Source organism: Comamonas denitrificans (assembly GCF_042654745.1).
Lineage (GTDB): Bacteria > Pseudomonadota > Gammaproteobacteria > Burkholderiales > Burkholderiaceae_C > Comamonas > Comamonas denitrificans.
The window spans coordinates 1-22,698 of record NZ_JBHSEY010000014.1 but is presented as its reverse complement, the minus strand read 5'-3'; the positions used below and the strand labels follow the sequence as shown (position 1 = coordinate 22,698).

Annotated in this window: 17 protein-coding genes; 5 read left to right on the top strand and 12 right to left on the bottom strand. The window is 62.3% G+C overall.

The features are described from left to right. Window positions 1-410 precede the first annotated feature (410 nt). Both ACFO24_RS03610 and ACFO24_RS03605 read left to right on the top strand, forming a co-directional pair. Window positions 411-722 (top strand): DUF485 domain-containing protein, encoded by a 312-nt coding sequence (locus tag ACFO24_RS03610; protein WP_207574100.1) that lies wholly within the window; start codon window positions 411-413, stop codon window positions 720-722. Continuing rightward, window positions 719-2,458 (top strand): cation acetate symporter, encoded by a 1,740-nt coding sequence (locus tag ACFO24_RS03605; protein WP_377736870.1) that lies wholly within the window; start codon window positions 719-721, stop codon window positions 2,456-2,458. The genes ACFO24_RS03610 and ACFO24_RS03605 overlap by 4 nt, the downstream gene beginning before the upstream one ends. A gap of 142 nt (window positions 2,459-2,600) precedes the next feature. Here the strand turns inward: ACFO24_RS03605 and ACFO24_RS03600 are convergent, their stop codons facing one another. The 3 genes from ACFO24_RS03600 to ACFO24_RS03590 all read right to left on the bottom strand — a co-directional run bounded on the left by ACFO24_RS03600 (window position 2,601) and on the right by ACFO24_RS03590 (window position 5,203). After that, complete coding sequence (locus ACFO24_RS03600) at window positions 2,601-3,113, bottom strand: hypothetical protein (protein ID WP_377736869.1); 513 nt, start codon at window positions 3,111-3,113, stop codon at window positions 2,601-2,603. A gap of 80 nt (window positions 3,114-3,193) precedes the next feature. Further along, window positions 3,194-4,936, bottom strand: a complete 1,743-nt coding sequence (locus ACFO24_RS03595; RefSeq protein WP_377736867.1) for a sodium:solute symporter family protein — start codon at window positions 4,934-4,936, stop codon at window positions 3,194-3,196. Window positions 4,937-4,939: 3 nt separating this feature from the next. Beyond that, window positions 4,940-5,203, bottom strand: a complete 264-nt coding sequence (locus ACFO24_RS03590; RefSeq protein WP_377736865.1) for a DUF4212 domain-containing protein — start codon at window positions 5,201-5,203, stop codon at window positions 4,940-4,942. A gap of 475 nt (window positions 5,204-5,678) precedes the next feature. Between ACFO24_RS03590 and ACFO24_RS03585 the strand changes: the two genes are divergently transcribed. Further along, window positions 5,679-7,148, top strand: a complete 1,470-nt coding sequence (locus tag ACFO24_RS03585) for a DUF294 nucleotidyltransferase-like domain-containing protein (RefSeq protein ID WP_377736864.1) — start codon at window positions 5,679-5,681, stop codon at window positions 7,146-7,148. 37 nt (window positions 7,149-7,185) lie between these two features. On the opposite strand, the gene ACFO24_RS03580 is transcribed toward ACFO24_RS03585, so the two are convergent. The 7 genes from ACFO24_RS03580 to ACFO24_RS03550 all read right to left on the bottom strand — a co-directional run bounded on the left by ACFO24_RS03580 (window position 7,186) and on the right by ACFO24_RS03550 (window position 17,602). After that, window positions 7,186-9,309 carry a 3'-5' exonuclease gene (locus ACFO24_RS03580; RefSeq protein ID WP_377736863.1) on the bottom strand — a complete coding sequence of 708 codons (2,124 nt, stop codon included), beginning with the start codon at window positions 9,307-9,309 and terminating at the stop codon, window positions 7,186-7,188. 135 nt (window positions 9,310-9,444) lie between these two features. Continuing rightward, the gene (locus ACFO24_RS03575; RefSeq protein ID WP_377736861.1) at window positions 9,445-10,107 is read right to left on the bottom strand and encodes a 3'-5' exonuclease; all 663 of its coding nucleotides are present in this window, start codon (window positions 10,105-10,107) and stop codon (window positions 9,445-9,447) included. Next, window positions 10,104-11,930: a putative nucleotidyltransferase substrate binding domain-containing protein gene (locus ACFO24_RS03570; RefSeq protein ID WP_377736859.1), complete on the bottom strand. Its 1,827-nt coding sequence runs from the start codon at window positions 11,928-11,930 to the stop codon at window positions 10,104-10,106. The genes ACFO24_RS03575 and ACFO24_RS03570 overlap by 4 nt, the downstream gene beginning before the upstream one ends. 77 nt (window positions 11,931-12,007) lie before the next feature. Next, a complete protein-coding gene (locus ACFO24_RS03565) occupies window positions 12,008-12,916 on the bottom strand; it encodes a hydroxymethylglutaryl-CoA lyase (protein WP_207574091.1) in 909 nt (302 codons plus the stop codon). A gap of 24 nt (window positions 12,917-12,940) precedes the next feature. After that, window positions 12,941-14,950: an acetyl/propionyl/methylcrotonyl-CoA carboxylase subunit alpha gene (locus tag ACFO24_RS03560; RefSeq protein ID WP_377736857.1), complete on the bottom strand. Its 2,010-nt coding sequence runs from the start codon at window positions 14,948-14,950 to the stop codon at window positions 12,941-12,943. Between the two features lie 239 nt (window positions 14,951-15,189). Further along, window positions 15,190-15,972 (bottom strand): enoyl-CoA hydratase/isomerase family protein, encoded by a 783-nt coding sequence (locus ACFO24_RS03555; protein ID WP_377736856.1) that lies wholly within the window; start codon window positions 15,970-15,972, stop codon window positions 15,190-15,192. Between the two features lie 28 nt (window positions 15,973-16,000). Beyond that, complete coding sequence (locus tag ACFO24_RS03550) at window positions 16,001-17,602, bottom strand: carboxyl transferase domain-containing protein (RefSeq protein WP_377736855.1); 1,602 nt, start codon at window positions 17,600-17,602, stop codon at window positions 16,001-16,003. Window positions 17,603-17,691: 89 nt separating this feature from the next. On the opposite strand from ACFO24_RS03550, the gene ACFO24_RS03545 reads away from it, so the two are divergent. Next, window positions 17,692-19,416, top strand: coding sequence for a Na+/H+ antiporter (locus ACFO24_RS03545; RefSeq protein WP_207574087.1), 1,725 nt, complete (start codon window positions 17,692-17,694; stop codon window positions 19,414-19,416). Between the two features lie 41 nt (window positions 19,417-19,457). Here ACFO24_RS03545 and ACFO24_RS03540 read toward each other — a convergent pair whose 3' ends face one another. Then, window positions 19,458-21,176, bottom strand: a complete 1,719-nt coding sequence (locus ACFO24_RS03540; protein WP_377736854.1) for an AMP-binding protein — start codon at window positions 21,174-21,176, stop codon at window positions 19,458-19,460. Window positions 21,177-21,336: 160 nt separating this feature from the next. Between ACFO24_RS03540 and ACFO24_RS03535 the strand changes: the two genes are divergently transcribed. Beyond that, window positions 21,337-22,422, top strand: coding sequence for an AraC family transcriptional regulator (locus ACFO24_RS03535; RefSeq protein ID WP_377736853.1), 1,086 nt, complete (start codon window positions 21,337-21,339; stop codon window positions 22,420-22,422). A gap of 10 nt (window positions 22,423-22,432) precedes the next feature. Here ACFO24_RS03535 and ACFO24_RS03530 read toward each other — a convergent pair. Continuing rightward, the coding region (locus ACFO24_RS03530; RefSeq protein WP_377736852.1) for a hypothetical protein at window positions 22,433-22,698 on the bottom strand (266 nt) is incomplete at its 5' end.

The window sequence follows — 22,698 nt, the reverse complement described above, 5'->3', positions numbered from 1 at the left end:
GTGGGCGGATTTTAGGAGGGCCCCTGCGTGAAGGGCCTTTTTTGCGCAGGAAGTAGGCTTTTTGGTGCAGAAAAACAACAGGCCAAGCACCTGCCCACGGTGCTTTGTCGCTGACACCACGGCAAATCGTCATTGCGCCGCCACAACCTACCGCCTTTTTCCATGCGCTTTCACGGGGCGGTTCAGCAGCCACCCAGGCGGCGGGAGCCAGCGGTTGCAGGCACAAAAAGTCCACACCCCGTAGTAACCCTAGGCACTTGTTTTTCCATATGAAATTTCCAGTGAAAACCCTGTCAATTTTCGTCAAACCGAGTAAGCAAGCGGTCAGACCGAATTTCCAGAATACCGCTGTCAGCAAAGTCTCCAGACTTACTGAATGCTGACAATCTCGCAACATAAGGAGGCAAACAATGACTGATCCCATTGTTCAAAAAATCCAATCTCATCCTAAGTACCAGGAGCTGCGTGCCAAACGCAACCCGCTGGGTGTCACCCTAACCATCCTGATGCTGATCGTGTACTACGGGTACGTCGGTCTGATCGCATTTGACAAAGAGTTTCTGGCCGCGCCCCTGGGGCCTAACGGCGTAACCACCCTGGGGGTGCCCATTGGGTTGGGGGTGATTTTGTTCACCATCGGCATCACGGTGTACTACGTGCGGGTCGCCAATAACAAATTCGACACGCTGACCGAAGAACTACTCAAGGATGTGACCAAATGAAGCGCGTACCAAAGCATTTTGTCGGCCCCGCCCTGGCCCTGGCGGCCTTGGCCACCAGCCCGCTGGCACTGGCCGCTGGCGGTGACATTGGCGATGTCAATAAGCAGGCAACCAACTGGATTGCCATCATCATGTTTGGCGTATTCGTGGCGGCAACGCTGTGGATTACCAAATGGGCCTCGGGCCGCACCAAATCGGCCGCCGACTTCTATACCGCCGGGGGCGGGATTACCGGCTTCCAAAACGGTTTGGCGATTGCGGGCGACTACATGTCGGCCGCCTCCTTCCTGGGGATTTCCGCGATGGTGATGGCCACCGGCTACGACGGCATCATCTACTCCATCGGCTTTTTGGTGGGCTGGCCCATCATCACCTTCCTGATGGCCGACCGCCTGCGCAACCTGGGCAAATTCACCTTTGCCGACGTGGTGGGCTACCGCTTCAAGAACGGCCCCATCCGCTCGTTTGCCGCTTCGGGCACGCTGATCGTGGTGGCGTTCTACCTGATCGCCCAAATGGTCGGTGCCGGCCAGCTGATCAAACTGCTGTTCGGTCTGGACTACTGGATCGCCGTGGTGCTGGTGGGCGCGTTGATGATGATCTACGTGATGTTTGGCGGCATGGCGGCCACCACCTGGGTGCAGATCATCAAGGCGGTGATGCTGCTGTCGGGCGTGACCTTCATGGCCTTCATGGTGCTGGCCAAATATGGCTTCAGCCCCGAGGCGCTGTTTGCCGACGGCGTGCGCGTGCGCACCGAAGTGGCGGCCAACGCGGGCAAAACGCCGGAAGAAGCGGCCAAAGCCGGCCTGTCCATCATGGGCCCTGGCGGCTTCTTGAAAGACCCGATTTCGGCCATCTCCTTCGGCATGGCGCTGATGTTCGGTACCGCTGGTTTGCCCCACATCCTGATGCGCTTCTTCACCGTGCCCAACGCCAAAGAAGCCCGTAAATCGGTGGGCTGGGCCTCGGTGTGGATTGGCTACTTCTACATCCTGATCTTCATCATCGGCTTTGGTGCCATCACCTTGGTGCTGACCGATCCGACCATGGCCGACACTGCCAAGGGCGTGATCCACGGCGGCGCTGGTGCGGCCAACATGGCGGCAGTGCTGGTGGCCAAGACCGTGGGCGGCGACGTGTTCTACGGCTTTATCTCGGCCGTGGCGTTTGCCACCATCCTGGCCGTGGTGGCTGGCTTGACCTTGTCGGGCGCCTCCGCTGTGTCGCACGACTTGTACGCCACCGTGTTCAAGGGCGGCAAGGCCGATACCGCAGCCGAGCTGAAAGTCACCCGCATCACCACCTTTGCACTGGGCATCATCGCCGTGCTGCTGGGCATTTTGTTCGAGAAGATCAACGTGGCCTTCATGGTGGCCTTGGCGTTTGCCATTGCTGCATCGGCCAACTTCCCGGCGCTGATCATGTCCATCCTGTGGAAAAACTGCACCACCCGTGGCGCGGTGATCGGTGGCTTCATGGGCCTGGTCTCTTCGGTGGTGCTGACCATTGTTTCGCCCTCGATCTGGGTGGCTACCCTGGGCAATTCGCCTGAGTCGGTGCTGTTCCCCTACTCGTCGCCGGCGTTGTTCTCCATGCCGCTGGCCTTCTTTGGCGTGTGGTTCTTCTCGATCACCGACAAGAGCGCCCGTGCCGAAATCGACCGCGCTGGCTTCCCTGCCCAGCAAATCCGTTCGGAAACGGGCCTGGGCGCTTCGCAGGCTTCTAGCCACTAAGCACAGCGGCTGCGCACAACAAAAACCGGGCTTAGGCCCGGTTTTTTTATAGCTGGATGCGCTGATTAAATAAAGATTTCAAGAAGATTCATTGCAAAACGATTGTTTTATAAGCGCTAGGCGCTATGGTTATTGACAATCTTTACCGGCAGGCCGTTTGCAGCATCCGGTCGCTGGCCAGCACCATTTCCACCGCCTGGCCTGGCTGCTGGGCGCGATGGGCCGGATCGGGCAGCGCCACGCGCTCGCGGCTGGTGCAGTTGAGCACCTGGTGAATTTGCAGCATGCGCTCCGAGGGGTCTTTGATGAAGCGGTAAACGATGTACTCCACAATCGTGTCGCCCTCCTGCTGGTGCCGTCGGTACTGGCCATCGACCACGTCAAACTGGTTCACCGAGGGGGCCAGGTAGCTCCAGGGGCGAAAAAAATCTGGCTCACGGTATTCTTGAATCACCACCGAACCCTCTGGCAGCTGGCTGCGCTTGAAATCAAACCATGCATAGTCGTAATACGCCAAATACGCAAACATACCGCCCCCTGCCGCAATCGGAATAATCCATTTTGGCAGGCGATTTTTACTCAGCTTGCGCAGTAAATATCCAAATGCCCCGGTACACAAGCCAATAATAAAAACCCCAGCCAAATTCCAAATCATTTTTTATCTCCCTGACAAAAATGGGCTTTCCGCAGAAAGCCCATTGGTTAGCTATTTAATAAAACCTTGCACGCCAAGCTTTAAGGATAGCGTACACGGCGCACCATTTCCTGGATCTCTTCGCTGGGCTCTTCGCTGGCCAGCGAGACACCAATGGCCACGACGAAGTTGGTCACCGCACCGATCACGCCCACGGACAGGGGCGAGATGCCCATGATCCAATGCTCTGGCGTATTCGGGAAGGTGTTGGTGCCCGGAATAAAGAACCAGCCCAGGTACATAAAGATGTAGCCAATGGTCAGGGCCGCACCAGCCAGCATGCCGGCCACCGCGCCCTTGTTGTTCACGCGCTTGACAAAAATCCCCATGATCAGCGCCGGGAACAAGGTGGCAGCGGCCATGCCAAAGGCCAGCGCCACCGTTTGGGCGGCAAACCCAGGGGGATTCAAGCCCAACCACGTGGCCACGATGATGGCCCCGGTCATGGCCAGGCGGGCGTAGAGCATTTCCGTCTTCTCGGAAATGTGCGGCATCAGCGTGTTTTTCAGCAGGTCATGGCTGACCGCCGAAGAAATCGCCAGCAACAAGCCAGACGCTGTCGAAAGCGCGGCCGCAATACCACCGGCCGCCATCAGGCCAATAAGCCAGCCAGGCATGTTCGCCACTTCGGGCAAAGCCAGCACCAGGATGTCGTTGTTCACGGTCAGCTCGTTGCCTTCCCAACCACGCTCTTTGGCCGTGCCTTCAGCAAAGGTTTTGTTGCCCTCGTTGTAGAACTGGATGCGGCCATCCTTGTTCTTGTCATCGACTTTCAACAGACCAGTTTGCTCCCAGGTTTTGAACCATTCCGGGCGCTCGTCATAGGCCAGTGCCGGTTTGTCGGTGCCTTGGGGGTACACCGTCTCCAGCACATTCAAGCGGGCCATGGCCGCCAGCGAAGGCACGGTGGTGTAGAACAGCGCAATGAACACCAGCGCCCAGCCAGCCGACCAGCGGGCATCTTGAATATTGGGCACGGTGAAGAAGCGGATGATGACGTGCGGCAACCCAGCGGTGCCCACCATCAGCGTCAGCGTAAAGAGGAACATGTTCCACTTGTTGCTCACGTCGGCGGTGTAGTCCTGGAAGCCCAGATCGCGCACGACCAGGTTCATCTTTTCCAGCAGCGGCAGACCCGAAGCGGTGTGCTCACCAAACAAGCCCGTTTGCGGCAGGATGTGGCCGGTCATCATCAGCGACAGGTAAGCCGCCGGAATGGTGAACGCCAAAATCAGCACGATGTACTGCGCCACCTGGGTGTAGGTCACGCCCTTCATGCCACCCAGCACGGCGTAGAAAAACACCACCACCGAAGAAATCAGCAGACCGTTGGTGCTGCTCACCTCCAGGAAGCGCGAAAAAGCCACGCCAGCACCGGTCATCTGGCCGATCACATAGGTCAGCGAGATGATGAGCAAGCACCCCACGGCCACCACGCGGGCAGTTTTGGTGCCGTGGCGCTTGCCCACGAAATCGGGCACGGTGTAGGCACCAAAGCGGCGCATGTACGGGGCCAGCAAGGTGGCCAGCAGCACGTAGCCACCCGTCCAGCCCATGATGAACGAGGAGTTCACGTAGCCCACCGAGATCAAACCGGCCACCGAAATGAACGAGGCCGCCGACAACCAGTCCGCCGCCGTGGCCATGCCGTTCATCACCGGATTGACCTCCCCCCCGGCAATATAGAACTCGCGTGTGGATTTGGCCCGGGCCCACACCGCAATGGCGGTGTAAATGACAAACGAGCCAATCACAAAAGTAAAGTTAATCCAAAACTGGCTCATGGTTTATTCCTCCAAACCAAAATCTTTGTCCAGCTTATTCATGCGCCAGGCATAAAAAAAGATGAGTGCGAGAAACGTCAGAATGGAACCTTGCTGGGCAAACCAAAAGCCCATATCGGCCCCTCCAATTTTGATTCCCATGAGCAGGGGGCGCAGCAACATGCCAAAGCCATAAGAAACCAGCGCCCAAATACTAAGGCACAAGGCAATGAGTTTGACGTTCGCATGCCAATAGGCATGGTCTCGCTCGGTAAGTGGTTTTAACATTTTGTCTCCTGTTTAATTTAATAATCTATTACCGTATAAATTTTTCAATAAGATTATTTATTCAATGCATTAAAAAAGTAGTACCGCATTACTCAATGGTGAATGACCTCCATTTCCTTCGGCTTTGTCAAGTAATTGACATTGACTCTCTGCATAAGAAGGCAAAACGGTATCCGCTCCAGATGGACACCGTTTCACACCCGCCATCATTTGCCTTAAGCTTACGAAATTCTTACTTCTTGTAAGCAATGGCGACAAACCTAGGGAAAACTCGTAAAAAATATAAAAATTTAAAATAAACAACAACTTGCACACCCAAATACAGGATTTAAAATATTTTAGAATAGGTATTAATACTTAAATTCTTCAAAAGAAATCCACTTGACAGGTGTCTGCGCCACGTTCTATTTCTGGATAATTTTCCAGAAATACTAGAAAATCCACGAAATAATCCGCACCTTCTGCCCCTGAATTTATGACTGATTTTTCCGCCGCTGCCACCCCGATTACGGCCGACACTTCCGGCTTATTGGGCACCCCTTTATCGGCCCTGATTGCCCGCGCACCCTTGTGTTTGCCACCCGATGCCAGCATCCAAATGGGTGCCCAAGCGATGCGCGATGCGGGGGTGTCCTCTGTGCTGCTGATGCAGGGAGCGCAGCTGTGCGGCATCGTCACCGACCGCGATCTGCGCAACCGTGTGGTGGCCCAGGGCCTGTCCCCCGCCCTGCCGCTGCGCCAGATTGCCAGCACCGCCTTGCACAGCCTGCCGCCGCAGGCCAGCGCCCTGGATGCGCTGACGCTGATGGCGCAGCACAACATCCACCACGTGCCGGTGCTGGACCAGGCCCGGGTGCTGGGCATCGTCACCCCGCGCAATGTGGACGCGCGCCAAAGTCCCAGCGTGGTGCAATTGGCCCGGGGCATTCACAAGGCACCGGACATTGCCACCCTGGCCCAACTCAGTGCCCAGGTGCCAGCCCTGCAGCAAGCCCTGGTACACGGCGGGGCTGGGGCGCAGGGCATTGGCCGCATCGTCACCACGGTGACCGATGCCATCACCACCCGCTTGATTGCCCTGGCAGAGCAGCAGCTCGGGCCTGCGCCGGTGCCCTGGGTGTGGGTGGCCGCAGGGTCGCAGGCGCGGCAGGAGCAAACGGCCCGCACCGACCAGGACAACGCCTTGGTGCTGGCCGACGAGTACGACCCGGTGCAGCACGGCGCGTACTTCGCCGACTTTGCCCGCTTTGTCTGCGATGGGCTGGATGCCTGCGGCTACATCCATTGCCCCGGCGAGATGATGGCCATGAATGCGCAGTGGTGCCAACCGCTGGCGCAATGGCGGCGCTACTTTCGCAAATGGATTGACCAGCCTGAGCCCATGGCGCTGCTGCACAGCAGTGTGTTTTTTGACTTGCGGGCCGTGGCCGGGCACACGCCGCTGCTGACCCAGTTGCGCCAGGAAGAGCTCTCCCGCGCTCAGCGCAGCCAATTGTTTTTAGGGCATATGGTGGGCAATGCCCTGACCCAGCGCCCGCCGCTCAATTGGCTGGGCAACATTCGCCCCCTGCGCGGGCCTGCCCATGCCGGGTGCATTGATTTAAAGCACAGCGCCATTGCCCCCATGGTCGATTTGGCCCGCATTTACGCCCTGGCCGGGGGGCTGGAGGCCGTCAATACCCAAGAGCGCCTGGCCCAGGCCGGGGCGCTGGCCGGTGGCGAGGTCAGCGCCGCAGCCGCACAAGATTTGGGCGATGCGCTGGCCTTTATTGCCGCCGTGCGCTTGGTCCACCAAGCCCGCCAGGCCGATGCCCAGCAGCCCCCGGACAACTTTCTGCCGCTGGCCAAGCTGTCGCGCTTTGAGCGCCTGCAGCTCAAGCAGGCCTTCAAACTCATCCAGGCGCAGCAGGCGGTGCTGGCCAAGCGCTACCCCATCAGCCGCTGATGCCTGTGCCCGCCGTTCGATCGGATTCTTAATACTCTTAATACTTCAGGCGGGCAAAGTAGGTTTGCTGCGCCGCCTCGCGCGCTTGGCCCAGGGTGTGGATGCCCATGGCCTGCAGTTGCCCCAGCAGGTGCAGCCAGACCTCGGCCGTGACCATGGCATCGCCCAGCGCGGTGTGCCGCCCCAGCACGGGGATGCCAAAGCGCTCGGCCAGGGCTTCCAGGCGGTGCGATTCCTGGTGGGGATGCACCACAGCCGACAGCAGCAAGGTATCGAGCACCGGCTGGCGAAACGCGATCCCGGTGCGCGGCTCCAGCATCTGCAAAAACTTCATGTCGAACGCGGCGTTGTGCGCCACCAGCACGCTGTCTTCGGCAAAGCGCTGAAACACCGGCAGCACCGCCTCAATGCGCGGCTGGTCGGCCACCATCTCGGGGGTGATACCGTGAATGGGGATGCCCGCCTTGGGAATGCTGCGTCCGGGATGCACCAATTGGTCAAAATTCTCGTGCGCCAGCAATTTGCCATTGACGATGCGCACCGCACCAATTTGCAAAATCTGGTCGCCCCCAGACGGGTTCAGTCCCGTGGTTTCGGTATCAAACACCGTGTAGCGCAGGCTCGCCAGGGGCCGCTGCTCCCAGGCGCTGTCCGATTCTTCGTGCTGAAAAAGGTCAAAGTCGTAAAACTCGGGGCGGCTTTCAATGGCGGCCGTCTCCTCTGGGGCGCTGGGCACCGGCTCCAGCGGCAAGGCAAAGCGGAAAAAAGCCGTATGGCGCACCCGCTCGCGCTCAAACCACATTTGCCCCCGGTGGCGGGCCACCACTTCGCGCACCGACCAGGTGCTGTGGCCGCTGCCCACGGCCATGGGGTCCATCTCCCAGCTCATCACGGTTTCGGTGCTCATGGCGTGGCCCGTCCAGACCAAATCCAGGTGGGCGCGGGGCGCTTGCGCATCGTCGCTGGCCGGCTGCAGGCGCAGCTCTAGGCTGCGCACGGCAAATTCATCAACCAAACGCTGCCCCAGGTACTGCAAGACCTGGAGCAAGGAGTAGCTGTCCAGCCGCAGCCACAGCTCGTCAGGGGCCGGGGCAATCACCAAGGGGCAGGGCAGGCGCTCGGCCAAGTGGTGCTGGGCCGCCGCCAAAAATTCTTGCCCCAGCATCTCCTGCAATGGCCAACGCGCCTGCAGCGCCTGGGCCGAGCGGGCGGCCAGGGCATCAATGCGCTCGCCCATGCGGCCCATTTCTTCTTGCACCAAGTGCAGCAGCTGCTCGGGCAAGGGGCCATCGCCCGCTTGCTGGCGCAGTTGCTGCACGGCGTTGCGCATGGCCGCCAGGCTGGCGCGATTGCCTTCGGTCAGGCTGTGCAGCACGCTGTCGCGCTCATGCTCCTGGGCAAAGCTTTGCGTCACATCGTCCAGCAACAGCACAAAGCCCGACAGCGCCCTGCCCTGCTCGTTTTGCTGGGTCAGGACGGGGGTCATCTGCACGCGCAGCCATTGGCCCGAGGGGGTGTAGGTGACAAATTGCGCCACGGCCCGGCCCGTGCCCCGGGCCAAGCGCTGGCCAATGGTGTGCAGCGCATGCTGCATCAAGCCCCGGTCCAGCAGCGCATACACCGAGCGGCCCATGCCGACCACCGGGCCTTGGTGGGCCGCGCCCAACTCGGTGCGGGCGCGGTGGTTGTACAGCAGGATGCGGCCATCCAGGTTGCACACCAGCACCGATTGCTGCAGCTCGGCAATCAGGGCGGCCAGGCGGTCTTTCTCTTGCTGCACCCGCACGCTGGCCTGCTGCACCTGCTGGGCCATGTCTTGGCGCAAGCGGTCGCGCTGGGCGGCCAGGGTTTGCACCTGCTGGGCCAAGGCCTGGGCCAGCGGGCCGCGCCCCTGCAGGGGCGGGGCAAGCTCCATGGTGCAGGCCACCCGCACTTGCTCGGTCAGGCGGGCCAGCTGGCGCTGGGGGCGCTCCACCCCGTACCGCCAAGCCAGGCTGGCGGCGGCGGTGCCCACGGCCCACAGGCCGCCCCACAGCAGCACTTGCCCCGGCAGCGGCTGCGCCCCCAGCCAGGGCACCAGCAGGCCCAGCACCAGCAACACCCCCGCCCACAGGCTGCCCGCCCCGGCGATCACCCATACCCACTTGGCTTTTGCTTGCATGACGGCATTGTTTCCTTTATTCCCCGCGCAGGGGCTGATGAGATTAAAAAAGAGAGCGCTTACCGCTTTCAAATAAAGAGTTTCAAAGTCAAAAAATAAAAATACCTTTTAAAAATAAGCGGAACAAGCTATTTTTTATAAGGCAAGCAAATGGCGTAGCTTGGTAAACGCCATGGCCGCCATGACGGCATCGTTCAAGGCATCGTGCGCTTCGCGCGGGGGCAAGGCCAAATCGGCCAGCAAGGTGGTAAAGCGCAAATCAATCTCGACGTTGCCCTGCTGGTGGTGCGGCGGCAACTGGGCAAACTTGAAGTCGTGGTACAGGGCCGAGACTTCAATGCGCCGCTGCGGCAGGCCCAGGCCCAGGATGGGCACAATCGCGCGGTTGAGCATGGCCACGTCAAACTCCAGGTAATAGCCCACCAGCGGGCGGCTGCCAATAAAGTGCAGCAAGCGGCGCATGGCCTCGTCCAAGGGCAGGCCGTCTTGCAAATCTTGCTGGCGCAGGCGGTGCACACGCACGCTGTCGGCGCTGACTTGTTTGTCTGGGCAGATGAGCAGTTCCAAGCGCTGGCTGGTCAGGATTTTGTCGCCCACAATGCGCACCGCACCGACGGAGATGATGGCATCGGTGCGCGTGTTCAGCCCCGTGGTTTCGCAGTCCAGCGCCACCCATTCGTTGGGCGGTGGCGGCTCCAGCACACAGGCAAACTCTGCGGCCCGCAAACGCCGCCGCAGCCACTGGCGGCGCAGCTGGGCCCAGCGCGTTGGCAGCCAACCGGGCAGCTGCGCACTCATACCAAATCCAGGCGCAAGCGCTGGTGCAGCACGGCCTTGAAGCGTTTGACCACAGCCAGCGTGTCTTTGAGCAAATCGCGCTCCAGGCTGCTGAGGGTGCTGGGATCGACATTGCCGCTGATGGGGCGGTGCAGCGCCCACTCGTGCAGCCCTGCCTGCAGGCGCAGCCCCATCAAAAAGTACAGGCTTTCTTGCAATTCCTGGCCCAGCTTTGGGTCCAGCACCTGCTGGGCGACCAGCGCATCCAGGCGCTCGGCCGTGCTGGTGGCCCCAATCCCCTGGGCCAGGGCCAGGCTGCGCACGCCGTGCACGATGGGAAACAGCCCGGCTTTTTTCAAATTCACCTGCTCGGTCCCATCGCGCCCCAGCAAGCGCCCCCACCAGCTGGCGGGGCTGCCAAAGGCATCCACCGCTGCGGCAAAGCGGGCCACTTGCACGTCGCTGTCTAAGGTAAACGCCTGCAGGTTGTCGCGCACCTGGGTGAGCAAATGCGCATCGCCCGCCACGGCCAGGGCATCCAGAAAAATGCCCAGGTGCATTAAATCGTCGGCCCCCTCGGGCACCAGCAGCCAGCGCTTGAGCCGCTGGGTAAATTCTTTCACCGTGCCGCGCCAGGCCGGGTTGTTCAGCATGATGCGGCCCGGGCATTCGGGGTAGCCAAAGCGGGCCAGCGCATCAGAGAACTGCTGGCAAATCTCGGCCAGGTTGTGCGGCGGTTGGTAGCCATCGCGCAGCAGCAGGCCATTGTCTTGGTCGGTTTTCAAAAGCTGCTCGCCCCGGCCTTCGCTGCCCATGACAAACAAACAGCTATTGGCCTGCAAATCGCTGGGCGCAATCATCCCCCAGGCGCGTTCAAACAGGCGGGTGTTGAGCTGCTGCACCAGCCGCGTCATCAGGCCAATGCGCATGCCGCCCCGGTGCAAGGCGGCGATCAGTTGCGTAATCAAGGCGGCGGCGTGCTGCAAATCTTCTAGCGTGCTCGCCTGCTCAATTTGCACGCCCACCAGGTGCGATTGGTTGGCCACAAAACTGAACAAATCCAGCGCCCGCAGCAGGCCTTGCACCTGGCCGGCTTCATCGACCACCACCACCCGATGCACCCGGGCGCGCAGCAGCACGGCCATGGCATCGCCAATGGTGTCGCTGGCCTGCACGGTGACCACCGGGTACACGGCCAAATCCCCCACGGGCAAGCGGTCCAGCGGCCGGCCATCGAGCACCGCATGCTGCAGCGAGGTGGCGGTAAAAATCCCCAGGCCTTGCGCCCCCCGGCTGGGGTCTTCGACCAGCACGCTGGTGGTGCGCTGGTCTTTGAACACCTGGGCCACTTGCACAATGCTGGCGCTGGCGGGCACCGTGTGCGCCGGGCGCAAGTAGGCTTGATCGACCCGGGCCATCAGCAGCGACTGGGTTTCATGCTCTTCGGCCCGCTGGGCCAGGGCGCTCAATTTGTTGCCCAGATCCGAGAACAGCAGCGCCCCAAAGGTGGCATTGCGGGCAATCAGCTCTTGCACCGTGGCGCGGGCCAGTTGGTACACCAGCACCTCCTCGGCCGCGACAAAGCGGCTGCTGGCGCGGCCCGCGACCAGGCTTCGGCCATCAAAGCAATCGTCCGGGCCAAAGGTGGCCTGCACCTCGTCACCGTCCATTTGCGTGACGTAGCCTTTGATGATGACGAACAGGTGGGTGGTCTCGGCCCCCACCTCCAGCACCACCGCCTGGGGCTGGAAGTAGGCAATATCGACGTTGCTGCGCACCAGCGCTTGCTCGTCGGTCGAGAGACAGTCAAACGGCGAGGCCGAGAAATTAAAGGCATTGGGCATAGTGCCAACGATTCAACCGGGCCAGGCTTGCACCACGCTTGCAAAACCTGCGGGCCGGCGGCTTACGGACTAGCGACTTACCCTAGGCGCTTGGCCAGCACTGCCCGTGCCACGCGCGAGCCGTTGGGGCGGCCCAGGGAGTCGCTGATGAACTGGCCCGCGTCGATGAGCTTGTCCAAATCAATGCCCGTTTCAATGCCCATGCCGTGCAGCATGAACACCACATCCTCGGTTGCTACGTTTCCGGTAGCTCCTTTCGCATACGGACAGCCGCCTAAGCCCGAAACAGACGATTGAAAGTTCCACACCCCAACGGAGACTGCGGCCAAGGTATTCGACAGCGCCTGCCCATAGGTGTCGTGAAAGTGGCCGCTGATGTGCTCCAGGTCGTAGTGCTTGAGCGTGGCCTCAATCGCCCGGCGCACCGATAGCGGGTTGCCCACACCAATCGTGTCGGCCACATCCACGCGCTGCACGCCAATGCCCTTCATCAGCCCGGCCAGGTAGCTGACCTGTTCCGGGGCAATCTCGCCCTCGTAGGGGCAGCCCACGGTGCAGCTCATGGCGCCGCGCACGGCGATGCCGGCGGCCAGCGCGGCCTCGACCACCGGGGCAAAGCGCTCGATGCTTTCGGCAATGCTGCAGTTGATGTTTTTCTGGCTAAAGGCCTCGCTGGCCGCGCCAAACACCACGATTTCATCGGGGCGGGTGGCGATGGCCGCTTCAAAGCCTTTCAGGTTGGGGGTGAGCACCGAATAGCGCACATCCGCGCGGCGTTCAATGCCGGCCATGACCTCGGCGTTGTCGGCCATCTGCGGCACCCACTTGGGGCTGACAAAGCTGGTGACCTCAATCTCTTTCAGGCCCGCCTCTTGCAGGCGCTGCACCAGCTCGATTTTGATGGCCGCCGGCACGGGCTGCTTTTCGTTTTGCAGCCCGTCGCGCGGGCCGACATCAATGAGGCGCACTTGGGTGGGATAACTCATGCAACAACTCCTTGCGTGAAAGGTTTACGCCGTTTTCAAACTGAGCAGCTCATCGCCCTCGGTCACCTGGTCGCCGGGGGCAAAGAGCAGCTCGACCACCTCGCCATCGGCCGGGGCGGCCACGGTGTGCTCCATCTTCATGGCTTCCATCACCGCCAGGGGCTGGCCCTTGGTGACTTTGTCGCCCGCCTTAACAGCAAACGACACCACCTTGCCCGGCATGGGGGCCGTCAGGCGGCCACCTTCGTTGCCGCTTTGGCCGGCGTGGGCCAGCACATCCAGCTCGGTGATTTGGGTGGCACCGCGGCGGGTGAACAGGTATTCGGTTTCGCCCAGGGCGTAGTCAAACACGCGCTCGCGCAGGCTGCCAAAGCGCAAGTCCATGCTGCCATCGTCGTTGAGGGTGGCCGCCAGGGGCTGGAAGTCGCCCGTGCCCACTTGCAGTTGCAGGCCGTCGCGCGCATAGCGCAGGGTGGCCACCACCGGCTCGCCCTGGTATTGCAGGTCGATGCGGCGGCTGGCCGCGCCGTGCGAGTGAAAACCATCGGTGCGGCTGAACGGGTCGGCGCTTTGCTGGGCCTGTTCGGTGAGCACGGTCTGCGCCACCGCAGCGGCCACGGCCAGCTCTAGGCCCAACTTGTCTTGGTTGAACAGCACCTCGCGCTCGCGCTCGATCAGCGCCGTGTCCAGCTTGGCCTGGGCAAAGGCATCGCTGGCCAGCACGTAGCGCAAAAATTGCACGTTGGTGGCCAGGCCGACAATGTGCGTTTGCGCCAGCGCGGCATCCAGCCGGGCCAGGGCCTGCGCCCGGTCATCGCCATGCACGATGAGCTTGGCGATCATCGAGTCGTAGAAGGGGCTGATGGCATCGCCCTCGCGCACGCCGTCGTCAAAGCGAATATCGCTGCGGGCAAAGGCGCTGTGTGCGGGCTTGCGGTAGATGGCCAGGGTGCCGGTGGCAGGCAAAAACTGGTTGTCCGGGTTTTCGGCGCAGATGCGCGCCTCGATGGCGTGGCCGATGATCTTCAGCTCGTCCTGGCGCTTGGGCAGGGGCTGGCCCGCAGCCACGCGCAGCTGCCACTCGACCAGGTCTTCGCCGGTGATGGCTTCGGTCACGGGGTGCTCCACCTGCAGGCGGGTGTTCATTTCCATGAAGTAAAACTTCATCTGCTCGGGGTGCTCGTAGCCGCCGGGCTGCTCGACGATGAATTCCACCGTGCCCGCGCCCACATAGCCCACGGCCTGGGCAGCGGCCACGGCGGCCTCACCCATCTGGCGGCGCAGGGCCTCGGTCATGCCGGGGGCGGGGGCTTCTTCCAGCACTTTTTGGTGGCGGCGCTGCACCGAACAATCGCGCTCGAACAGATAGACGCAGTTACCGTGGCTGTCGCCAAACACCTGGATTTCAATGTGGCGCGGGCGCAGCACGTATTTTTCGACCAGCACGGCATCGTTGCCAAAGCTGTTGATGGCTTCGCGCTGGCAGCTGGCTAGGGCGGCGGCGAAGTCTTCGCTTTTCTCCACCAAGCGCATGCCTTTGCCGCCGCCACCGGCGCTGGCCTTGATGAGCACGGGGTAGCCAATGCGGTCGGCCTCGCGCTGCAGCAAGGCGGGGTCTTGGTCTTCGCCCTGGTAACCGGGCACCAGGGGCACACCGGCTTTGTCCATCAGGCGTTTGGATTCGGCTTTCAGGCCCATGGCCTGAATGGCGCTGGCCGGTGGGCCAATGAACACCAGCCCAGCGGCCGCGCAGGCGTTGGCAAAGTCTTCGTTCTCCGACAAAAAGCCGTAGCCGGGGTGAATCGCCTGCGCCCCGGTGGCCTGGGCCGCGGCAATGATGCGCTGCCACTGCAGGTAGCTGTCTTTGGGGGCGCTGCCGCCAATGTGGATGGCCTCATCGCAGGCGGCCACATGCTTGGCATTGGCATCGGCGTCCGAATACACGGCAACGGTTTGCACGCCCAGGCGGCGGGCCGTGGCGGCCACGCGGCAGGCGATTTCACCGCGGTTAGCGATCAGGATTTTTTTAAACATAGGAAACTCAAAACTTTCAGTGTTTTTGGCCTCTAGCCCTTATGTAAAAAGCGCTAGCAGCTATGTATTTAATATCAGAACGTGTTTGCGATCTCCGCGCGAAGGTGTGCGGGATGCGGATCGGGATGGGCTGCAAGGCGCAAACCACAGACATAGCGCTAGCTATGGCGAGGATTTGCAACGCCGCAGACCGCCCGAGGCCGCGACTGCACATCCGCGAGGAGGTCGTAAACACGTTCTTAACCCAGCCAATTGGGCTTGCGCTTGTTCAAAAAGGCTTGCACGCCCTCTTTGCCCTCGGCGCTGGCGCGGATGTCGGCAATGCATTCGACGGTGCGGGCGACCAGCGCGGCGTTGATCTCGCGCCCGGCCACGTCATCGACCAGCCGCTTGCAGGCGCGCACGGCGGCCGGGCCGGCTGAGAGCAGGTGCTTGAGCAGGCCATCGACGGCGCTGTCCAAATCGTCGGCCGCCACCACCTGATGCACAAAGCCGATGCGCAGCGCCTCGGCCGCATCAAAGCGCTCGCCGGTCAAAAAGTAGCGCTGCCCAGCACGGGTGCCCATGGCCCGCAGCACGTAGGGGGCGATGGTGGCGGGGATCAGGCCAATCTTCACTTCCGACAGGCAAAAGTGCGCCTCCTGCACCGCCACGGCCATGTCGCAGGCGGCCACCAGGCCCATGCCCCCGGCGTACACATCGCCCTGCACGCGGGCGATGGTGGGGTGCGGGCAGGTGGCAATGGTGTGCAGCATGGCGGCCAGCTTGCCCGCGTCGGCCAGGTTTTCTTCGCGGGTGTAGTCGGCCATGGCCCGCATCCAGTTGAGGTTGGCCCCGGCGCAAAAGGCCGGGCCTTCGGCGGCCAGCACCACGGCGCGGACATCGTCACGCTGGCCGACTTCGGCAAACGCGGCGGTGATTTCGGCAATCACCACATCGCTGAAAGCGTTGCGGATTTCCGGCTGGCTCAAGGTGAGGGTGGCAACCCCGGCATTCACGGAAGTGATGATGGAACGGGTCATGGTTCGGCTCCTTGTTTCAACGTAGCGGTTACATGCGGAAGACACCGAACTTGGTGTCCTCAATCGGTGCATTGCGCGTGGCCGCCAAGCCCAGCGCCAGCACGCGGCGGGTGTCGGCCGGGTCGATCACACCATCGTCCCACAGGCGGGCGCTGGCGTAGTAGGGGTGGCCTTGGTCTTCGTACTGCTGGCGGATGGGGGCTTTGAAGGCTTCTTCTTCTTCAGCGCTCCATTGGCCGCCCTTGGACTCGATGCCGTCGCGCTTGACGGTGGCCAGCACGCTGGCTGCCTGCTCGCCACCCATAACGGAAATGCGCGCGTTGGGCCACATCCACAAAAAGCGTGGGCTGTAGGCGCGGCCACACATGCCGTAGTTGCCCGCGCCAAAGCTGCCGCCAATGATGATGGTGAATTTGGGCACGCTGGCCGTGGCCACCGCCGTGACCAGCTTGGCACCGTGGCGGGCGATGCCCTCGTTTTCGTACTTGCGGCCCACCATAAAGCCGGTGATGTTCTGCAAAAACACCAGCGGAATCTTGCGCTGGCAGCACAGCTCGATGAAGTGCGCCCCTTTCTGCGCCGATTCGCTGAACAAAATGCCGTTGTTGGCGATGATGCCCACCTGCATGCCCTCAACGCGGGCAAAGCCGCACACCAAGGTGCTGCCAAAGCGGGCTTTGAATTCGTCAAACGCGCTGCCATCGACCAGGCGGATGATGATTTCGCGCACATCAAACGGCTTGCGCGTGTCAGTGGGAATCACGCCGTACAGCTCTTTGCTCTCAAAAAGAGGAGCTACAGGCGCTTTATCACCGGGGTTTTGCACCTTGTTTTTATTCAAATTGCTGACGGCACGCCGGGCCAGTGCCAACGCGTGCAGATCGTTCTCGGCCAGGTGGTCGGCCACGCCCGACAGGCGGGTGTGCACATCGCCGCCGCCCAGGTCTTCGGCGGTGACGACTTCGCCGGTGGCCGCTTTCACCAGCGGCGGGCCGCCCAAAAAGATGGTGCCCTGGTTCTTCACGATGATGGATTCATCGCTCATGGCCGGCACATACGCGCCGCCGGCGGTGCAGCTGCCCATGACCACGGCAATCTGCGCGATGCCCTGGGCGCTCATGTTCGCCTGGTTGTAGAAGATGCGGCCAAAGTGGTCGCGGTCGGGGAACACGTCGTCCTGGTTGGGCAGGTTGGCCCCGCCCGAATCGACCAGGTAGATGCACGGCAGCTGGTTTTGCTGGGCGATTTCTTGCGCGCGCAAATGTTTTTTCACCGTCATGGGGTAATAGGTGCCGCCTTTGACGGTGGCATCGTTGCACACCACCATGCAATCGACCCCGGCCACGCGGCCAATGCCGGCAATCAGGCCCGCGCCGGGCGCGGCGTTGCCGTACATGTTCATCGCCGCCAGCGGGGCAATCTCGAGGAAGGGCGTACCGGGGTCGAGCAATTGCTGCACGCGGTCGCGCGGCAGCAGCTTGCCCCGGCCCAGGTGCTTGGCGCGGGCGGCTTCGCCACCGCCTTGGGCAATTTTTTCGCACTGGGCGCGCAGGTCATCGACCAGCGCCTGCATCGCGGCGGCGTTGGCCTGAAAATCCGCCGAGCGCGGGTTGAGCTTGCTGGTCGTCATAGAGAACCTCCTTCAGAAGAAAATAATTTTTCGCACATTTGCGCTGCGCCAGCGGAAAAACCACCTTGCCCAGCGCTAACAATCACGTTATGCACACTGTCGAAACCGTCTTGTTGGTACTGATGCTGGGGGCCTTGACCGGCATTGCCGCGCGTTACGTGCGGGCCATTCCCCTGCCGCTGATTCAAATTGCCCTGGGGGCGCTGATTGCCTGGCCGCAAGATGGCCTGCACATTGCCTTTGACCCCGAGCTGTTTTTGCTGCTGTTCATTCCGCCGCTGCTGTTTGCCGACGGCTGGCGCATTCCCAAGCGCGAATTTTTTGCCCTGGCCAAGCCGATTTTGCTGCTGGCCTTTGGCCTGGTGTTCATCACCGTATTTGGCCTGGGCTACCTCATTCACTGGCTGATTCCCAGCATTCCGCTGACCGTGGCCTTTGCCCTGGCCGCCGTGGTCTCGCCCACCGATGCGGTGGCCGTCTCGGCCATTTCGCGCAACCTGGGCATGCCCAGCAAGACCATGCACCTGCTGGAGGGCGAGTCGCTGCTGAACGATGCCTCGGGCCTGGTGGCACTGAAATTTGCTGTCGCCGCCACGCTGACCGCCGGTTCGTTCAGCTGGGAAAACGCCGCCAAAGATTTCACCTGGATGTCGGTGGGCGGCCTGGGGCTGGGCGCTTTGATGGGCTGGGGCTTTAGCCGTGGGCGCGACATGGTCACCCGCCGCGTGGGCGATGTGGCCGCCACGCAGATGGTGCTGCTCCTGATTTTGTTGCCCTTTGCGTCTTATATCATGGGCGAATACATAGGAGTGTCTGGTATTTTGTCCGCCGTGGCTGCGGGTATAGCTACCAATTTTGCCGATCTGGACCGCAGCAACTTCATCTCGGAGCGCCTGCAGACCGAAGGCACCTGGAGCATGGTCGAGGCCGCCTTTAACGGGGCCATCTTTTTGCTGCTGGGGCTGCAGCTGCCCTCCATCATTGGCGAGACGCTGCGCGGCGCAGCGCACCGCGATGTCTGGCTGCTGCTGGGCTATGTGGCCGCCATCTCGTGCGCCCTGCTGGCGCTGCGCTGGGCCTGGCTGATGCTGGGCGTGCGCAGCTCGCTGCACAAGGCGCACCGCCAAGGCCGCATGGTCGAGCGCCCCAGCGCCTTGCTCACCCTGGCCACCACCGTGGCGGGCATTCGCGGTGCGGTGACGCTGGCCGCGGCGCTGTCGATTCCCACCCATTTGGCCAATGGCCGCGTCTTTCCCGAGCGCAATTTGCTCATCTTTTTGGCCACAGGGACGATTTTGTTCACCCTGGTGCTGGGCAGCATCGTGCTGCCGCTGTTGCTGCGCCGCATTCCGCCGGTGGAAGACACCCAGGCCCAGCACGAAGAGCGCCTGGCCCGCACCGCCGCCTGCCAAGCGGCCATTGCCAGCCTGGCCCTGCCCGAGGACCAGGCCCAGCAGCACAGCGCCCAGTGGCTGGCCCAGCACCAGGAGGTGGCCGGGCGCATTACCCAGGAGTACCGCAACCGCATCCAGCTGCTGGACGAAAGCGGCGTGGCCAACACCCCCGAGGCGCAAAGCGATAGCCCCGAGGTGGTGCATGAGCGGCGCTTGCGCTACCTGCGCGAGATTGAGCTGCGCCTGCACTGCATTCAGGTCGAGCGCAACACGCTGTACGCCGAGCGCCAGGCGCACCGCATCAACGACGAGATGCTGCGCTCCATGGTCAGCGAGCTGGACATGTCCGAAGTCTCGCTGCGCAAACGCTTGGCCGTGGCCCGCCGTGCGGTGGGCCTGCCACCGCTGGAAGGGCATTGAACCAACGCTGCGCTGCGCAACAGGACGACGACGGCAGAGGGTCATGCCGTTTGTTCCGGCTGCAACTGCAGCTGCTGCATCATGGTTTCGCGGATTTTGAATTTCTGAATCTTGCCGGTCACCGTCATGGGGAAGGCCTCGACAAAGCGGATGTAGCGCGGCACTTTGTAGTGGGCAATCTGGCCTTGGCAGAAGGCGCGGATGTCGTCCTCGGTCACGCTTTGGCCGGGCTTGGCGATGATCCAGGCGCACAGCTCCTCGCCGTAGCGGCTGTCGGGCACGCCCACCACCTGCACGTCCTGCACCTGGGGGTGGCGGTAGAGAAATTCTTCAATCTCGCGCGGGTAGAGGTTCTCGCCGCCGCGAATCACCATGTCCTTGATGCGCCCGACGATGTTCACATAGCCCTGCGCGTCCATCACCGCCAGATCGCCGGTGTGCATAAAGCCCTCGTCGTCGATGGCTTCGCGGGTTTTTTCGGCATCACCCCAATAGCCGTGCATGACGGAATAGCCTTTGGTACACAGCTCGCCCGTCTCGCCCGGTGCCACGATGGCCCCCGTTTCGGGGTGGATGATTTTCACCTCCAGGTGCGGCTGCACCAGGCCGACGGTGGAGACGCGCTTATCCAGCGGCGTGTCGGTGGAGCTTTGGCAGCTCACCGGGCTGGTTTCGGTCATGCCGTAGGCAATGGTCACCTCGGTCATGTGCATATCGGCCTGCACGCGCTTCATCACCTCGATCGGGCAGGGGCTGCCGGCCATGATGCCGGTGCGCAGGGTGGACAGGTCAAACTCTTTGAAGCGCGGGTGGTCCAGCTCGGCAATGAACATGGTGGGCACGCCGTGCAGACCGGTGCATTTTTCGGCCTGCACGGTCTCCAGCACGGTGAGCGGGTCAAAACCGTCGTTCGGGTAAACAACGGTGCTGCCGTGGGTAAAGCAGGCCAGATTGCCCAGCACCATGCCAAAGCAGTGGTACAGCGGCACGGGAATGCACAGGCGGTCAGCCGCCGTCAGCTTCATGCACTCACCGATGAAAAAGCCGTTGTTCAAAATGTTGCGGTGCGTGAGCGTCGCCCCCTTCGGGAACCCCGTGGTGCCGCTGGTGAACTGGATGTTGATCGGGTCGGTGTTGCTGAGCGTGGCGGCCACGGCATCGACCTGCGGATCGTCGGCCTGGCCCTTGGCCAGCCAGTCGGAAAAACGCAGCATGCCCGGCTGGTTCGCCCCTTGCCCGGCAACATCAATCCACACCACCGTGCGCAGGCTGGGCAGGCGCTTGGCCGCCAGCATGCCGGGCATGCAGCGGCCCAGCTCCGGGGCCAGCTCGCGCAGCATGCCCAGGTAGTCGCTGGTCTTGAATTGCGCCATGGTCACCAGCGCCTTGCAGCCGACCTTGTTCAGCGCGTACTCCACCTCAGCGGTGCGGTAGGCCGGGTTGATGTTCACCAAAATAATGCCCACCTGCGCCGTGGCCAGCTGCATCAGCACCCATTCGGCGTTGTTGTGCGACCAGATGCCCACCCGGTCGCCCTTTTCCAGGCCCGATTGCAGCAAGGCGCTGGCCAGTTGGCGCACCGCCCGATGCAAACCGGCATAGGTATAGCGCAGCCCCTGGTGGCGGCTGACCAGGGCCTCGCGCTCGCCCTGGCGGCGGGCCATGTCGGCAAAAAAGTCACCGATCGTGGCTTCAATCAACGGGGTGTCCGTCGCCCCAAAAGCGTGGCTGGCAGACAAGGCGGTGGCAGGGCTGGTCATGGCAAATCTCCGGAATTTTTTTGTTCTCGGCCCCCAAGGGGCAGCGCACGCGCCCCGCAGAGGGTGGCGGCTCACGGGCAGACAGGGGCGCAGAATCACTTTCAGAATACGGGTAAGCCCCGCTCAGATGGGGCCAGCAGGGTTGCAATAATTGCCACCTATGGAAGTCCCTTACCCGTCTGCTTCGCCCCCACTGCCACCACCTGCGGCGGCCCATGTTGTCCCGGCCGGCTTGGGTGCGCCCCATCCGGCACTCACGCCAATGGCCTTTGTGCAGGCCGTGGTGCAAGCCTACCAACAGCGTGGCTTGTCCCCCGCCAGCGCCCTGGCAACGGCACAAATTGCGCCAGAAGCCGTGCAGCACCAGCACGCCCGCATTACCGCCTTGCAAATGGAGCTGCTCTGCGCCCACGCCATGCGCGAGCTGGACGATGAGGCGCTGGGCTGGTTCTCGCGCCGCCTGCCCTGGGGCAGCTACGGCATGCTGGCGCGTGCCAGCATCTCCAGCCCCAACCTGGGGCTGGCCATGGCCCGCTGGTGCCGCCACCACAACCTGCTTACCGACGACATCGCCCTGCAGCTGCACCACGATGGCCCCCAGGCCCGCATTGAGCTGCGCACCCTGCGCCCCCTGGGAGCGATGCAGGAGTTTTGCCTGCTGTCGGTGCTGCGCAACCTGCACGGGCTGGCCAGCTGGTGGGTGGACCACCCGATTCCTTTGCTGCAGGCGCGTTTTCCCTTTCCTGCCCCGGCCCATGCGCCGGTGTATGAGGTGCTGTTCCAGGCCCCGGTGGTGTTTGCTGCCCCGGTGACCAGTTTTTCCTTCGCCGCCGATTGGCTAACCATTCCCCTGGTGCGCGATGAGGCGGCGCTGACCGCCATGCTGCAACGGGCGCTGCCCATTCAGGTGCGGCCCTACCGCCCCAGCCACAACCTGGTGCAGCGTGTGCGCCAAGCACTGGCCGCCCATGCCTATTGCGGGCATACGGCCGAAAGCCTGGCCGAGCTGCTGCACCTGGCCCCGCGCAGCCTGCACCGGCAGCTGCAGCAGGCGGGCACCTCGCTACAACAATTGAAGGACGAGGTGCGCCGGCAAAAAGCCTGCGCCCTGCTGCTGCGCACCGACATGCCGCTCAAGCGCATTGCCCAAGCCTGCGGCTTTGCCAGCGAAAAAAGCTTTGGCCGCGCCTTTGCCCACTGGCTGGGCATGCCACCCCAGCAGTTCCGCGCGGCGCAGCGGCCATGAAGACGATTCTTCAGGCGCGCTGCGCCGCTTTTGTGTCGATAGCTGCTTTTTTTTCTTTTTTTAAGGCGGCTGGCCGGGACTCGCCCCGGCGGGCGACTAACTTTCTTGCCCGCGCAAGAAAGTCAGCAAAGAAGGCGTGCTGCGCAACTTGCGCCGTAAAACTCGCTTCGCGCCCTGCGGGCGCTGCGCTCAGACAGCTACGGCGAGCTAGCCCGGATATTTCACCGTAGTAGAGCCACAAACGAGTACGGCATTGCCCTTGTGTGCCCGAAAATC

Bases quoted from the DNA above. Each gene is read 5' to 3' on its own strand.
- ACFO24_RS03610 (WP_207574100.1), top strand. From the start codon at position 411: ATGACTGATCCCATTGTTCAAAAAATCCAATCTCATCCTAAGTACCAG.
- ACFO24_RS03605 (WP_377736870.1), top strand. From the start codon at position 719: ATGAAGCGCGTACCAAAGCATTTTGTCGGCCCCGCCCTGGCCCTGGCG.
- ACFO24_RS03600 (WP_377736869.1), bottom strand. From the start codon at position 3,113: ATGATTTGGAATTTGGCTGGGGTTTTTATTATTGGCTTGTGTACCGGG.
- ACFO24_RS03595 (WP_377736867.1), bottom strand. From the start codon at position 4,936: ATGAGCCAGTTTTGGATTAACTTTACTTTTGTGATTGGCTCGTTTGTC.
- ACFO24_RS03590 (WP_377736865.1), bottom strand. From the start codon at position 5,203: ATGTTAAAACCACTTACCGAGCGAGACCATGCCTATTGGCATGCGAAC.
- ACFO24_RS03585 (WP_377736864.1), top strand. From the start codon at position 5,679: ATGACTGATTTTTCCGCCGCTGCCACCCCGATTACGGCCGACACTTCC.
- ACFO24_RS03580 (WP_377736863.1), bottom strand. From the start codon at position 9,309: ATGCAAGCAAAAGCCAAGTGGGTATGGGTGATCGCCGGGGCGGGCAGC.
- ACFO24_RS03575 (WP_377736861.1), bottom strand. From the start codon at position 10,107: ATGAGTGCGCAGCTGCCCGGTTGGCTGCCAACGCGCTGGGCCCAGCTG.
- ACFO24_RS03570 (WP_377736859.1), bottom strand. From the start codon at position 11,930: ATGCCCAATGCCTTTAATTTCTCGGCCTCGCCGTTTGACTGTCTCTCG.
- ACFO24_RS03565 (WP_207574091.1), bottom strand. From the start codon at position 12,916: ATGAGTTATCCCACCCAAGTGCGCCTCATTGATGTCGGCCCGCGCGAC.
- ACFO24_RS03560 (WP_377736857.1), bottom strand. From the start codon at position 14,950: ATGTTTAAAAAAATCCTGATCGCTAACCGCGGTGAAATCGCCTGCCGC.
- ACFO24_RS03555 (WP_377736856.1), bottom strand. From the start codon at position 15,972: ATGACCCGTTCCATCATCACTTCCGTGAATGCCGGGGTTGCCACCCTC.
- ACFO24_RS03550 (WP_377736855.1), bottom strand. From the start codon at position 17,602: ATGACGACCAGCAAGCTCAACCCGCGCTCGGCGGATTTTCAGGCCAAC.
- ACFO24_RS03545 (WP_207574087.1), top strand. From the start codon at position 17,692: ATGCACACTGTCGAAACCGTCTTGTTGGTACTGATGCTGGGGGCCTTG.
- ACFO24_RS03540 (WP_377736854.1), bottom strand. From the start codon at position 21,176: ATGACCAGCCCTGCCACCGCCTTGTCTGCCAGCCACGCTTTTGGGGCG.
- ACFO24_RS03535 (WP_377736853.1), top strand. From the start codon at position 21,337: ATGGAAGTCCCTTACCCGTCTGCTTCGCCCCCACTGCCACCACCTGCG.